Here is a 14,958-nt window from a genome sequence, read left to right on the forward strand (position 1 = left end):
GAAAAAAAAAGTCTAACAAAAAAAATAATTAAACATTGTGAACTTTCTAAAAAAGAAGACAACAAAATAATTACACCATCAGTTAACAATATGATCAAAATATAATTTAAATTATAAACATTTTTTAAAATTCTTTGTAATATATCCATTCCTCCTGTATTATAATTTAAATTACGAATATTACTTAAAGTATAACCAATAAAAAAACCAGATAAAATAGAAGATATTAATAAAAAAATAATTTGATATTTATCCCATTTAAATTTCAGAAAAAATAATATTTTTTCTCTTGCTTCATAACCTATAATTAAATTCCAAAAAAACATAAAAAAATTTAATAAAAAAACTAAAAATATAATTCTCTGACAAAATTTTTTTCCTAAAAAAATATAAGCTATAAATAAAGTAATAATATTGTAAAAAAAAATAAAAATAATTATAAATATATCTCTATTTTCTGATGAAATATTTCCTAAAAATAATTTCAAAAACTGAACGGTTAATAAAGATAATCCATCTAAACCACCATTATTAAGTTTAGAACCTAAAATAAAAAAATAAATAGTTAAAGATAATATAAAAACATTTAATATAAGCAAAAACCATTTATAAATTTTCTTATTCATTTATTTTCTTAACTAGATATAAATAAAAATTATTAATACTTTTTTTATAAAACATTTTCTTGTTTTAAAAAAGCATAAATAAATTCATCTAAATATCCTTCCATTACTAAATTAATTTGAAAAAATTCATAATTTGTGCGATGATCTTTTATCATTTGATAAGGATGAAAAACATAACTTCTTATTTGATTACTCCAACTAATGTTTTTTTGTTCATCTTTAAAATTTTTTTCATTTTCTTTTTTTTTAGAAACAGCTAATTCTAATAATTTAGTTTTTAAAATTTGAATTGCTTTCTCTCTATTTTTAATTTGACTTCTTTCGTTTTGACAATTAACCACAATATTAGTAGCTAAATGAGTTATTCTAACTGCTGAATCAGTTGTATTAACATGTTGTCCACCAGCTCCACTACTTCTAAAAACATCAATTCTTAAATCTTCATCTTTAATATCAATTTTAATTTCTTCATTAATCTCTGGCAAAACTTCACAAGAAACAAAAGAAGTGTGACGACGTAAATTAGAATCAAAAGGAGAAATTCTCACTAATCTATGAACTCCTCTCTCTGCTTTTAAATATCCATAAGCATATTCCCCTTGAATTAATAAACTAACTGTTTTTAATCCAGCTTCTGTTCCTTGTTGTAAATGTAAAATTTTTACTTGAAATTTTTTTCTTTGAGCATATTTTTGATACATTCTAAATAACATCTCACACCAATCTTGGGATTCAGTTCCGCCAGCTCCAGGATGTAATATTAAAATAGCATTATTTTTATCATATTCTTTATTTAATAAAATATAAATTTCAAAATCTTTAATATCTTTTGTTAATTTTTTTAAATCTTCGACTAAAATTAAAAAATCATCAGGATTTTCTTTAGATAAATCAAATAAATCAATTAAATCATATAATTTTTTTTTTAATTCTGAAAATAAATTTATTTTTTCTTGGATTCGATGTATTTGTTTATTAATTTTGATTAAATCTTCTTTTTTATCCCAAAAAGAAGTTTCAATTATTAACTTATTAAAATCAACAATTTTTTTTTTTTGTTCTGACAAATTTATTTTTGTTTCTAAATTTAATAAAATTGTTTTTAAATTTTCTAAAGTTTTATTAATTTCATATTGTTCCATATGAATAATTTTTCCTTATAAATTAAAAACCTTTTTTAATGCCAAGGTTTTTTAATTAATTTACTTCTTTTTTTATATTTATTTAAATTTTTATTTATATTATTTTTATTATTAGATAATGAATTATGTTGATCATTTTCTTTTAAATCATCTTCAGAAAAAGAAAATTTTAAAATAAAACGTGTTATATCAAAGGAAATATTTTCTATCATTTCGTTAAAAAATTTAAGACTTTCATTTTGATAAGCTATTAAAACATTTTGTTGGCCATAACTCATAAAATTAATACTCTTCATTAATATATTCATATCTGAAATATGACGTTTAAAGTAATTATCGATATTACGAAGCATAATAATTTTTAAAAATTGCAAATAATAATTTTGATCATAAACTGAAAGTTTTTCTTTTTTTTGATTTAAAATATTATCTATTTTGGAATGTAATAAATTAATTATTTTATATTGTAAATTTTCATTTTTTTTATTTTCTAATAATTTTTCAAACTCTTCCATTTTGAGAATGCCTTTTGGAAAAAATAATTTTTCGAAATATTCTATAAATTCTAGAAAATTAATAATTGTTTTTTTATTTTTTTTATTTATAAAAAAATAATTAATTTTTTTATCTAATGTTCTGAAAATTATTTTTTTAGCTAATTCTTCTGTTTTTTCAGATTTCAAAATTTCTCTTCTTTGATTATAAATTATTTCTCTTTGCAATCCCAATACAGAATCAAATTGTAAAATAAATTTACGATAATCAAAATTAGAAGATTCAATTTTTTTTTGTAAATTAGTAAAAAAATTAGTAAAAATTTTAAAAGAAATAGGTTTATTGCTTTTACTGAAATCATAATTTTTCTCTAAAAGAGAAATTATTTTTTTTATTTTGCCGCCGCCAAAACGTTTTATTAAATCATCTTCAGCTGAAACAAAAAATCTAGAAAAACCTGGATCTCCTTGACGACCAGCTCTTCCTCTTAATTGGTTATCAATTCTTCTGGATTCATGTCTTTCTGTTCCTAAAACAGCTAATCCGCCTAACTCGATTACACCTTCTCCTAACTGAATATCTGTTCCTCGACCAGCCATATTAGTAGCAATTGTAATAGAACCTTTTTGTCCTGCTTTCGCAATTATTTCGGCCTCTTTTAAATGATTTTTAGCATTTAAAACTTCATGTGGAATTTTTCTTCTTTTTAATTTATTAGAAATTTCTTCTGAAACTTTAACAGTAACAGTTCCAATTAAAATAGGTTGTTTATTTTTATGTCTTTCTTCTATTTCTTCTATAAGAAATTTCCATTTTGAATCTAAAGTGGTAAATACAAAATCGGGTTCATCTTTTCTAATCATTAATTTATTAGTAGGAATTTCAATAACTTTCATATTATAAATAATATTAAATTCTTTTTCTTCTGTTTTAGCTGTTCCCGTCATTCCGGATAATTTTTTGTAAATACGAAAAAAATTTTGATAGGTAATTGTAGCAAAAATTTCTGTTTCTTCTTTGATAGAACAACCTTCTTTAGCTTCTAAAGCTTGATGTAAACCATCACTAAATTGACGTCCTTTTAATAATCTACCTGTAAAACTATCAATAATTAAAATTTTATTATTTTCAACTAAATAATCTTTATTTTTATTCATCAAAAAATGAGCTTTTAAAGCATTTTTTATACAATGTAATAAATTATAATTTTCACCACTATATAAATTATTAATTTGAAAAAATGCTTCCCCTTTTTTAATTCCTTCTTCTGTTAATTCAATAGTTTGTGTTTCTAAATCAATAAGATAATTTTCTTCTTTTAAAGTTTTAACAAAACGATTAGCATCTTGATAAAATCTAATTTTTTTTTCACTCTTGCCAGAAATAATCAAAGGTGTTCTAGCTTCATCAATTAATATAGAATCTACTTCGTCAATAATAGCATAATTATATTCTCTATTCATTAATATTTTGGATAGATCAGTTTCAATGTTATCTCTTAAATAATCAAAACCTAATTCGCTATTAGTAGAATACATAATATCACAATTATAAGCTAATTGTTTTTCTGAAAAAGTTTTTTCTTTAATATTTAAACCTACTGTCAATCCTAAAAAACGAAAAACATTTCCTATCAAACCTTCTGCTTCTCGTTTTGCTAAATATTCATTAACAGTAACAATATGAACACCCTTTCCGCTTAAGGCATTCAAATAAGCAGACATAACTGAAGTTAAAGTTTTACCTTCTCCTGTTTTCATTTCTGCAATTTCACCTTTGAATAAAACAAAAGCTCCTAAAAGCTGAACATAATAAGGATTTAATCCTGTTACTCTTTTACAAGCTTCTCTAGCTAATGCAAAAGATTCTACTAATAAACTATCTAAAGAAGCTCCTTCTTGGTAAAATTGTTTTAATTTTGCAGTTTCCTTAGGAAAATCCTCATCTGGTAATTTAGCATAAACATCTTTTAAATTTTCAACTTTATCAATTACAATCTTAGCTTTTTTTAAATATTTACTAGAAAAATTAAAAAAATTCTTTAAAAAACCAAAAACCATTTTGAACTTTATAAACCTTTCTATTTAAAAAAAATTCTAAATATTACTTAACTTTCATTTAGATAATTTTTCTAAAAATTAATTAATTTATTTTAAAAAAATTATCTAAATGAAAAATTATTTAAATTCACGATTATAATAAAAGAAAAAATAAAAACTATGTCTATCAATAAAACATAGTTTTTATTAAAACTAATTAACTAAATTAAATATTTTTACTTTCTAAGTATTTTATTCCTGCTAAATTTAATAAACTCCATGGTTTACTAAAGTACGGATGAAAAGAAAAATCTTTAAAAGCTAACATGTCGATAGTGGTTTTATTTTCAATTAAAACACTTAAAGTATTCATTTTTTCAGTTAAATCTGTAGTAGATAAAATCTGACCACCTAAAATCAAACCTGTTTTTTTTTCAAATACAACTTTTAACAAAACAGAATCATATTGAGGCATAAATTCCGGTCTGTTAGCATCTTTAATAATTACTGAATCTACTTCAATACCTAAAAGATTAGCGGCATGTTCATTTAAGCCTGTTGAAGAAATACTTAAATCATTAATCTGAATACAACTAGTACCTTGAGTTCCAGAATATTTAGTAATATTTTTTTTAATATTTAAACCTACAATAGTACCTGTTCTAACTGCGTTAGTAGCTAAAGGAATATAAACATCTTTTTGTTGATTTGGAGTATAATAAATATTAATACAATCACCACATCCATAAATATCAGGATGAGAAGTTTGTAAATATTCATTAACTTTTAAAGCATTATTTCTCGGTTCTAAATCTAAAATACCTTTGAATAAATCTGTATTTGGTCTAAAACTAATACATGTAATAACCATTTCTGTTTCATGTAAACCTTTATCAGTTTGAACTTGAGTAACTAAATTATCATTATTAGTTTTAAACTCAATAACCTTTTCTTTTAAAGCTAATTTAACATTATGTTCTCTTAAACTATCCTCAGCCAATAAAGTAAACTCTTTATCTAGATATTTAGGCATAATTCTATCTTCAATATCTATTAAAGTAACTTCTTTTTTCTGTTTAGAAAAAGCTTCTGCTAATTCAACTCCAATATAACCAGCTCCAACAATTGTTATCTTATTTACTTTTTTAGAATATTCGATAATATGATTTGCATGTTCTAAATTTTTAGATAATAAAACATTCTTAGAATCAATCCCTTTTATACGAGGAATAATAGGCCAAGAACCAACAGAAACAATTAACTTATCAAAAAAATCAACAAATTCTTGATTATTTTCTAAGTTTTTAACTAAAATCTCTTTTTTATCTGTATCAACTTTTAAAACTTGATGTTTTAATTTAACATTAGCGCCTAAATTACTTAATTCTTCACTACTAGAATAAAACAAACCTTTACGGTCTTTTACTACACCACCAACGTATAAAGCAATCCCACAAGATAAAAATGAAACATTATCATTCATTTCATAAACACTAACTTCAACATCATTGTATTTATTTAAAATTGTTCTCACTGCTGCTGTTCCTGAATGATTACAACCAATAATAATTACTTTCACTAAAATTCACCCTAACTATGTTTTATTTAAAAATTAAAAACTGCATATTCACTACTAATTATAACTAAATTTATTAGACATTGCAAATAGTTTTAATAAAAATAAGTAACGATTTTTATTGATAATTATGAAAAATTATTAAGGTAAATCTTCTTGTTATAAGAGATTATTTTCTTTAATTTTAATAAAAACTGTATTTTTATCAATATGTTGTTTTGTAAATAAAATTAATTTTTCAAAAGAATTATCATGATTCCATAAAGAAATAGAAAATTTATAACTTTTGAATGTTCTATTATAATCATCATTTGTTAAAACAGTTAAATCTTCTTGATTACAACAAGAAATGATATTTTCATCTTTTATTATCTTATTTTTATAAGTAAGTTTTAAAATAAGCAATGTAAAAAAATATTTTTTTAAGTATATCTCGTCAGTATCTTTACAATCGAGATATAATTTAATTTGTTTTATTAAATTATAAACCTGATTATTATTTAATTTTTTTTGTAATATTAAAATAAATATCATTAAAAAATTGCCAATATTTAAATAAAAAATGTTCTTTTTTAAACAAATTTACCATTTTATTAGGAATTTTTAATAATTTAAAAGACAATTCTAAATCTATTCCCATTCCTTCGATAACACTTTGTAATGAATATATATAAAAAAAAGTTCCTACGACATATCCTAAAATAAATGCTAAAACAAATGTTAATATAACTTTAAACATAATGTAAATAAGTAATAAATCCTTTCTTATCTTATAATATCTTTATAAGATATTCTAATATATCACACATTATAATATATTATAAATAGATAATAACAATCTGTTCCCTGGGATTTGAAAATAAAAATATATAATAAATAAAATAAAAAATAATAACTTATAAATAAAAATAAAAAAGATATTATGTAGAAAACTTTTTATCACAGTTCTTTAGAAAAAATTAATTTAGAATAAAAAAAGAAAATAGAAAAATAAATATTTTTTATTTATCTAAATCAATTTAATCCATCTCCTATTGGTAATTTATCAACCAATTTTAACTCTTCTGTAATTATTTTCAAAACAGTTTTATTTACTTTTATTCTCTTATGGAAATCTGCTTGAGTAAATTCTTTTTTATTTCTTTCATTAACAATATTATTAGCAGCTATTTCTCCTATTCCATCAATTATAATAAAAGGCATGATTAAAGAATCATCATTATAAATAACAAATTCAAAAGCCTTAGATTTATTTAAATCAACTGGCAAAAATTTAAAACCTCTTTGTAACATTTCCGAAGCAACGTTTAAAGTATTAATAAGACTTTGTTCTTGATAAGTAATCTTTTTCTTTTGATTTTGTTTCATCAAAGATTTGATTTTAGAATCAATTTCATAAGATGTTTTTAACATTAATTTATAATCAAATTGTTCTAATCTTTTAGTAAAAATACCACTATAAAATAAAAGAGGATGATAAACCTTAAACCATGCAATTCTAACAGCCATCAAGACATAAGCAGCAGCATGAGCTTTAGGAAAAAGATATTTAATTTTAGTTAAAGATTGAAAATACCAATCTGGAATTTTAGTATTTTCTTTAATTAAAGAAATTTTTTCATTCCAAGTTTTAATATCAGAATTTTGTTGCCCTTTTCGAACTAATTCCATAATTTCAAAAGCTTTTAAAGGATCAATGTTTTTTTTAATTAAATACAACATAATGTCATCTCTACAACCTATAATATCTTTAAAAAAAACTTTTTCACCTTTAGAAAAAGTAAAATCTCCCTTTTGATTTAAAATATCTTTTCCATTTTTTATCCAAACATCAGTTCCATGAGAAAGACCAGAAATTTTAACCAAAGTTCCAAAATTAAATTTATTTTTTTCTTTTTGATAAATATCTTTCAACATTGTTTTAACAAATTCTGTTCCGAACTCTGGTATAGCAATCGTTGTTATTTCTTTTTGATTTGAAATTTTAATTTCATTAGAAAATAATTTATAAACCTCGGGATCATCAACAGGAATATCGCGATAAGAATAAAAAGGAAATTTTTCACGATTATTATGGACATAATCCATAAAAAACTTAATTAAAATAGGATCATCATGTCCTAAAATATCCATTTTAAATAAATTATTTTCAAAAGAATGATAATCAAAATGAGTAGTTTTCCAAGAGGATAATGTATCATTAGCAGGAAATTGAATAGGAGTAATTTCATAAATACTATTTTTTTTAGGAACAACAACAATTCCACCTGGATGTTGTCCTGTAGAACGTTTAACACCTTCAATAATTGAAGATCTTCTAGAAATTTCACAATTCCTAATTTTGTTAATTAAATCTTTATCTTTAATAAATCCCTTAACATATCCAAAGGCAGTTTTTTGAGCAACTGTCTGAATTGTTCCAGCTCTGAAAACATAATCTTCACCTAACAATTCTTTCATATAATCATGAGCTTTAGATTGAAAATCACCAGCAAAATTTAAATCAATATCGGGGATTTTATTTCCTTGAAAACCTAAAAAAGTTTCAAATGGTATATCTTGACCATTTTTAGAAAATTTTTTATTACAAAAAGGACAATTCTTATTAGATAAATCATAACCCGATAAAATATTCATTTCACTACTATAATCATTGAAATCATTTTTATTATTTTTTATGTATTTTTTTATATATTTTTTGAAACTTTCATCTTCTTTTTGTTCTTGATACATTTGAGGAAAAACTGTATATTGACATTTAGAACATAAATAATGAGGTTTTAAAGGGTTAACCTCTGTTATTTCTAAAAGTGTTGCGACAAAAGAAGAACCAATAGAACCACGAGAACCTACTGGATAATCATTATCTATCGATTTTTTAGCTAAAAGGTAAGCTAAAAAATATATCGGAGAAATATTATTATTAACATTTTTTTTATCTTTATCTCCGATAATACTTTTTAATTCTTTATTTATTCTTTTTTCAACTAAAGGGTGTAAATGTTCACCATATAATTCTTTTAATTTTTTTTGAACTAAATTGTTAATCTCTTTTCTAATACTTTTGATATTTAGATTATTTAAAAAAGTATTATCTTTAAGTGAAAAAAGTTTTTGAGGAAACATTTTAATTCTTTCAATTTTGTCATTTAATAAATGAGTATTATGAATAACTAAATCTTCTCTTAACTTTTGATCTTTAATAAAATCAAAAGAATCTAACATTTCTTTAGTAGTTAAAAAATAATTATCTGGTAAATTTTTTGATTTATACTTGGAAAGTCGATGCAAACCACCACCAACTAATTTAGCATTAATATAAATTTCTCTATAAATTTTTTCATAAGGATGTAAATAATGAACTTCACCTGTGGCAATAACTATTTTATTTTGTTTTCTAGATTCTTTAATAATTTTTAAAAGAATTTCTTGAATAATTTTACGACCTTCTTGCTCGTTATCACCAGTTAAATCATAAATAATATGTTTATAACAATTTACTGGTTGAATTTCTATATAATCATAAAAAGAAATAACTTTTCTTAATTCTTCATCGTTTTGATTTAAAGCAACTTCAAAAACATTACCTTGATAAGAACTACTTCCTATTAATAAACCTTCTCTATTTTTTTCAAAAATAGTTTTTAGTAATCTAGGTTTTTTATAAAAATTTTTAGTTAATGCATCGCTAACCAAAAAAAACAAATTTTGGTAACCTTTTTGATTACGAACCAAAAGATTAACATTATAAGTTTTTTCGAAAATTCCATTAATTGGTCCTTTTAAATCATAAAAAGAAACAATTTGTCTTTTTTCTAATTGATCAAACATTTTTAATAGAACTGATGCTGTAATTTTAGAATCAAATAAAGCTCTGTGGTAGTTATCATCAAAAAATTCTGTTTTTATTTTAAATAATTTAGCTAGATTTTTTAATCTATAAAATTTTAAATCTTCATTAAAATATTTTTGACTCAAAGACAAAGTATCTATAAATGGATATTCTTTGAAAGATAATTTTAAATCTTTTGCTTTTTCATTTAAAAAACCTATATCAAAAGAATAATTATGTGCTACTAAAACATAACCTTCAATAAATTTTAAAAAATTTGGTAAAACTTCATTAATTAAAGGTTTATTTTTTAAATCTTCATTTTTTATTTTTGTTAATTCTGTAATTTTTTCATTTATTTCTGTTTGCGGATCGATTAATTGATCAAAAATTTTTTCTGTTAATTCACCATTTTCTATTTTAATAGCTGATATTTCAATAATTTTATCTCTTGTTTTAGATAAACCAGTAGTTTCAATATCAAAAACAACATAATTATGTTGTTTTAAAATAAAATTTTCAAAATGTAAATTTTTTTCTTGATTAGTAACAAAAATTGGATTTTCTTCTAAAAAATCTATTTTAACACCTAAAATAGGTTTTATCTTTTTATTTTTAATATAATTATTAATTTCAGGATAAGCATAAAGACCATTATAATCTGTGAAAGCGATCGCTTTATGACCCCATCTTTCAGCTATTTCAATATAATTTGCAGCACTAGTTACAGAATCCAAATCAGACATTTTAGTTTGAACATGGAATTCAATTCTTTTCTGTCCTGAATAATCATCTTTTCTTTTTAAATGAAAAGGAGTATGATCTAAAACTTGATATTCTGTTAAATCTGTTTGTTTAAAAAAAAAATCTTCTTTTTTATAATTGTTTTCTTCTAAAGAAGATAAAATTTCTACTTTTACACCTTCTTGAAAATCTTTTTCTAAAATCTTATATTTTTCATTATGAGGATTCCAAAAATTTTTATAAAAAATAGAATCATTTTTAGTATCTGGATCTATTAAATAAAAAGACAACAAAATATGTTTATTTTGAGTTTCTTTTTTTGTTAAATTTTGAATATAACCTTTAATCCAAAAAAAATTATATTTTTCTTTAAATTCTCTTACTTCTGCAAATGAATAGGGAATATCTGAAAATTTTAAATAATTTTTTTTATTATACAAAGGCTCTATCTTTATTCCTTTATCTTTTTCTACAGAAAATTCTAAATTAAAACCATATTCTTTTTTTAATAATTGTTCAAAATCATTTATTATTAATTCTAATATTTCTGAATTTCCATTTTTAAAATTTATTCGACATATTTTTTTACAAAAATCAACTTCTTTAATTTCAAAAGATAAAAAATTTGCATTATATTGTTCTTTTTTTAAAATAATTTTTTTTAAAAGATACTTAAATATTCTTATCCATAATTCTTCATCCAAAATGCCATTAAATCTTAAAAAAAGAAAATCAAAATCTATTTCTAAATTTTCAACTATTTCAATTTTTTCTTTTAAAAACTCTAATGCTTCTTGTTCAAATTGTTCTAAAAAATCAATATCTTTTTTTTTAAAAAAAATATTTAAAACCCATTTTTCTTTTTTTTTATAAACAAAAACTTCTTTTAGTTCATAATGAGTAGATCTTGCATCATTAAAACTTTTTAAAAATAAATCAAATTTTTTATTATCTTTTTTTAAAGACATTTTTTTCACTCTTTTAAAAAAATTTTAAAACTTTTGTATTATATTTATTTGAAAAAACATATATAAAAATAAAAAAACACATAACAATGTGATAAATATTAAATAATTATTGGTACTGATGGTCGGATTCGAACCGACATGAGTATAACCTCGTTTGATTTTGAGTCAAATGCGTATACCGATTTCGCCACACCAGCTTCAAAAGTAAAAAAATAATTTAAAAATACAAAAATTAAAATTATAATATTTTTATTGTTTTATTTCTTATTATAATTTTAATTCTCACTTTGTATATCTTAATTGTAACATGAAAAAAATAAATATATTTATAATAAAAATTAATTATGAACTATAAAAACTAATAAGCTCTAGCAAATAAAATAGTTTGATTAGCTTTTTTTTTGGTTACAGGACATATTTTGGTAATTAATTTTTGTTTAACTATAACTCTAGCTGTTGCTCCTGTTTCTTCTTTGATAATTTTTTCTGCTTCGTTTTCGTAAACACTTATTTTAATATAACCTGTTTTTTTAATATTTTTTTTAAAATCTTCATAAGTTCTTACTTCTAATATATTTTGATTTAAATGATTCAAAGCTTTTTGAAACATTTCTTTATGAATATTTTTCATTAAAAAAGGAATTTTTTTAAATAAATCATTTATTTTAATTATTTTTTTTTGAAAATTATGTCTTATAAAGACGATAACATTATTTTCTTTTAAATCTTTTAATCCTATTTCGATTCTTAAAGGAACACCTTTTAATTCATAGTAACTAAATTTCCAACCGATACTTTTATTTTGTTGATCTAAAATAACTTTGTATTTTTTAGATAATTTTTTATAAACTTGTTTGGATATTTCTAAAACTTCCGAATTTTTTAATTGAATAGGAATAATAACTATTTGAATAGGTGAAATATAAGGTGGAATTACCAATCCTTCGTCATCTCCATGAACCATAATTAAGGCTCCTATTAATCTTGTAGAAATACCAAATGAAGTTTGTTCTGCAAATTTAGTTTTAAGATCAGAATCTTGAAATTTAATATCAAAAACTCTAGAAAACTTGGTTCCCAAATAATGAGAAGTTCCTGCTTGAAGAGCTTGCTTATCATACATTAAAGCTTCTATAGAATAAGTTAATTCAGATCCTTTAAACTTTTCTAATTGAGTTTTTTTTCCTGAAATAAAAGGAATAGCAAGAATTTCTTTTCCCATTTTTTTATATAAATTTAATATAGAAAGAGTTTCAGACAAAGCTTCTTTTTTAGTAGCATGAGCAGTATGACCTTCTTGCCATAAAAATTCTTTACTTCTCAAAAAAGGTTTACTACTTTTTTCCCAGCGAACAACATTAGTCCATTGATTAAATAATTTTGGTAAATCACGATAAGAAAATATTTTTTTAGAATAATATTGAGAAAATAAAACTTCAGAAGTAGGTCTTATAATTAATTTTTGTGCTAAAGATTTTTGACTAACTTCTTTAATTATTAAAGATTCATTAAAAAAACCATGAATATGTTCTTTTTCTTTTTGAAATAAATTTTCTGAAAATAATAATGGAAAATAAACATTTTCATGTTTAGTTTTTTTTAATTTTTTATCAACAAATTTTTTAATAGATTCCCATATTGAATAACCATAAGGTAAATAGATAAAAAAACCTTTAACATCTGAATAATCAATCAATTCTGACTTTAAACAAACTTCTTGATACCATCTACCAAAATCAATATTACGTGGAATAATTTCTTTTACTAATTTAGAATTTTTCATACAATTCCTTTTTTTAAAAAAATAATAAAAATGAACTAAATTATATTCATTTTTATAAAAAATAAAATATTTAAAAATTAATAAATTTTAATTATTATTTTTTAAAATCTAATAATTTAGAAAAAAGTAAAACTTGATCTATTTTTTCCCAAGTAAACAAATCATCTTTTCTTCCGAAATGTCCTTCACGAGATGTTATTTGAAATAAAGGTTTTTTTAAATCTAATTTTTTGATTATTCCTTGCGGGGTTAAATCAAAATTTTGTTCAATAGTTTCAAGAATTAAAAATTCTGGAACTTTATTAGTTTTAAAAGTATTTAAAAAAACACCTGCTGGATTTTCTAAACCAATAATATAAGAAAGTTGAATTTCGCATCTATCACATAAACCAGATGCAACAATATTTTTTGCCAAATATCTAGCCATATAAGAACCGCTTTTATCAACTTTAGAAGCATCTTTACCACTTAAAGAACCTCCACCATGACGCGCTTCGCTTCCATAAGTATCTTGAATAATTTTTCTTCCAGTTAAACCAGTATCAGCATCAGGACCACCAATAACAAAACTATTGGAAGGATTGATGTAAAAACGAGTTTTTTTATTAATTAAAGAAGGTTCAATAACTATTTTTATAACTTTTTCAAAAATTTCTTTTCTTAACAAATTTTGATCAATATCTTTTTTATGTTGAATCGAAATAACAACTGAATCAAGATAAAGAGGTTTATTATTTTTATCATAAACTAAAGTAACTTGAGTTTTTCCATCAGGTTTTAAAAAAGGAATAATTTTTTTTTCTCTTACTTCGGTTAATTTCAAAGATAAATTTCGAGCAATAAAATAACCTAAAGGTAAAAAAAGATCTGTTTCATTAGTTGCGTATCCAAACATTAAACCTTGATCGTTAGCGCCTTTTTTATTTATTACCTTTGTTAATTCCTCTGATTGTTCGCGAATAAAATTTAAAATAGATACCTTTTGATAACAAAAATTGTCTATTTCTTGATTATATCCAATATCTTTAATAACATCTTTTATAATTTTATTTATTAGAGTTTTTTCTAAATTAATTGAAGTTTTTATTTCACCTAAAATAATTACTTTTTGATCGGTAACTATTGTTTCAATAGCCACTTTAGAATCGGGATCTTTTTTTAAATAAAAATCTAATAAAGCATCTGAAATTTGATCTGCTATTTTATCAGGATGTCCTTGGGTAACGGATTCATTACTAAATTTTTTCATTGAAAGTCCTTATTTTTTTACAATATTTTTTTTTAATTAAAAAAAATATATTTTTTTAATTAAAAAAAAAAGATTATATAATCTTTTTTTAATTTTTTAATATAATTTTTTTTTATTTAAAAAAAATTAAACTAGAACAATATAACAAGCTTGTTCTCTTCCTCTAACTAATTTAATAAAAAATTCTACTTTATCATTTTCTTTTAATTTTTTATATTTATTACCTTGATAATGATCTGGAACAGCTTCTTCATTACCTTCAATAATAGAATTAGAATGACAAAATAAATCAAGTTCGGAATTTTCTCTTTCATTAATAAATTGATCTATTTCCGATTCGTCTATCGAAAAATTCTCTTCAATTTGATTGTATAAAAATTCTCCGATTGGTTTTACTGATTTTAAAAAACCAAAACCTTTAGTTATATCGAACCATTTTACAACGCCTTGGAATTTAACCTTTGTTCTATTTTCCATTAATTAATTTTTAAAACTCCTTTTTTT

General features: G+C 21.9%; 10 protein-coding genes and 1 tRNA gene. All 11 read right to left on the reverse strand.

What is annotated here, in order from left to right; genetic code table 11:
- Nucleotides 1-626: YitT family protein (locus tag Q8777_RS01140; RefSeq protein WP_318749441.1), on the reverse strand; the 626-nt coding region annotated here is incomplete at its 3' end.
- Between the two features lie 44 nt (nucleotides 627-670).
- On the reverse strand, nucleotides 671-1,768 hold the full coding sequence (gene prfB / locus Q8777_RS01145) for a peptide chain release factor 2 (protein WP_318676118.1): 1,098 nt from the start codon (nucleotides 1,766-1,768) through the stop codon (nucleotides 671-673).
- 35 nt (nucleotides 1,769-1,803) lie between these two features.
- Nucleotides 1,804-4,323, reverse strand: a complete 2,520-nt coding sequence (gene secA / locus Q8777_RS01150; RefSeq protein ID WP_318676119.1) for a preprotein translocase subunit SecA — start codon at nucleotides 4,321-4,323, stop codon at nucleotides 1,804-1,806.
- 205 nt (nucleotides 4,324-4,528) lie between these two features.
- The gene (locus tag Q8777_RS01155; protein WP_318676120.1) at nucleotides 4,529-5,881 is read right to left on the reverse strand and encodes an FAD-dependent oxidoreductase; all 1,353 of its coding nucleotides are present in this window, start codon (nucleotides 5,879-5,881) and stop codon (nucleotides 4,529-4,531) included.
- Between the two features lie 156 nt (nucleotides 5,882-6,037).
- Nucleotides 6,038-6,412, reverse strand: a complete 375-nt coding sequence (locus Q8777_RS01160) for a hypothetical protein (protein WP_318676121.1) — start codon at nucleotides 6,410-6,412, stop codon at nucleotides 6,038-6,040.
- Nucleotides 6,375-6,617: a hypothetical protein gene (locus Q8777_RS01165; protein ID WP_318676122.1), complete on the reverse strand. Its 243-nt coding sequence runs from the start codon at nucleotides 6,615-6,617 to the stop codon at nucleotides 6,375-6,377. Before Q8777_RS01165 ends, Q8777_RS01160 begins: the two co-directional genes overlap by 38 nt.
- Before the next feature lie 275 nt (nucleotides 6,618-6,892).
- Nucleotides 6,893-11,422, reverse strand: coding sequence for an exonuclease domain-containing protein (locus Q8777_RS01170; protein WP_318749371.1), 4,530 nt, complete (start codon nucleotides 11,420-11,422; stop codon nucleotides 6,893-6,895).
- 110 nt (nucleotides 11,423-11,532) lie between these two features.
- Nucleotides 11,533-11,619, reverse strand: a tRNA-Leu gene (locus tag Q8777_RS01175).
- Nucleotides 11,620-11,780: 161 nt separating this feature from the next.
- Nucleotides 11,781-13,205, reverse strand: a complete 1,425-nt coding sequence (gene proS, locus Q8777_RS01180) for a proline--tRNA ligase (RefSeq protein ID WP_318676125.1) — start codon at nucleotides 13,203-13,205, stop codon at nucleotides 11,781-11,783.
- Nucleotides 13,206-13,299: 94 nt separating this feature from the next.
- Nucleotides 13,300-14,454: a methionine adenosyltransferase gene (gene metK / locus Q8777_RS01185; RefSeq protein ID WP_318676126.1), complete on the reverse strand. Its 1,155-nt coding sequence runs from the start codon at nucleotides 14,452-14,454 to the stop codon at nucleotides 13,300-13,302.
- 126 nt (nucleotides 14,455-14,580) lie between these two features.
- Nucleotides 14,581-14,931, reverse strand: coding sequence for a hypothetical protein (locus Q8777_RS01190; RefSeq protein ID WP_318676127.1), 351 nt, complete (start codon nucleotides 14,929-14,931; stop codon nucleotides 14,581-14,583).
- Between the last annotated feature and the right edge of the window lie 27 nt (nucleotides 14,932-14,958).

Source organism: Candidatus Phytoplasma stylosanthis (assembly GCF_032886435.1).
Classification (GTDB): Bacteria; Bacillota_I; Bacilli_A; order Acholeplasmatales; family Acholeplasmataceae; genus Phytoplasma; species Phytoplasma stylosanthis.

Bases quoted from the DNA above. Each gene is read 5' to 3' on its own strand.
- proS (WP_318676125.1), bottom strand. From the start codon at position 13,205: ATGAAAAATTCTAAATTAGTAAAAGAAATTATTCCACGTAATATTGAT.
- secA (WP_318676119.1), bottom strand. From the start codon at position 4,323: ATGGTTTTTGGTTTTTTAAAGAATTTTTTTAATTTTTCTAGTAAATAT.
- Q8777_RS01160 (WP_318676121.1), bottom strand. From the start codon at position 6,412: ATGATATTTATTTTAATATTACAAAAAAAATTAAATAATAATCAGGTT.
- metK (WP_318676126.1), bottom strand. From the start codon at position 14,454: ATGAAAAAATTTAGTAATGAATCCGTTACCCAAGGACATCCTGATAAA.
- Q8777_RS01170 (WP_318749371.1), bottom strand. From the start codon at position 11,422: ATGTCTTTAAAAAAAGATAATAAAAAATTTGATTTATTTTTAAAAAGT.
- Q8777_RS01165 (WP_318676122.1), bottom strand. From the start codon at position 6,617: ATGTTTAAAGTTATATTAACATTTGTTTTAGCATTTATTTTAGGATAT.
- prfB (WP_318676118.1), bottom strand. From the start codon at position 1,768: ATGGAACAATATGAAATTAATAAAACTTTAGAAAATTTAAAAACAATT.
- Q8777_RS01190 (WP_318676127.1), bottom strand. From the start codon at position 14,931: ATGGAAAATAGAACAAAGGTTAAATTCCAAGGCGTTGTAAAATGGTTC.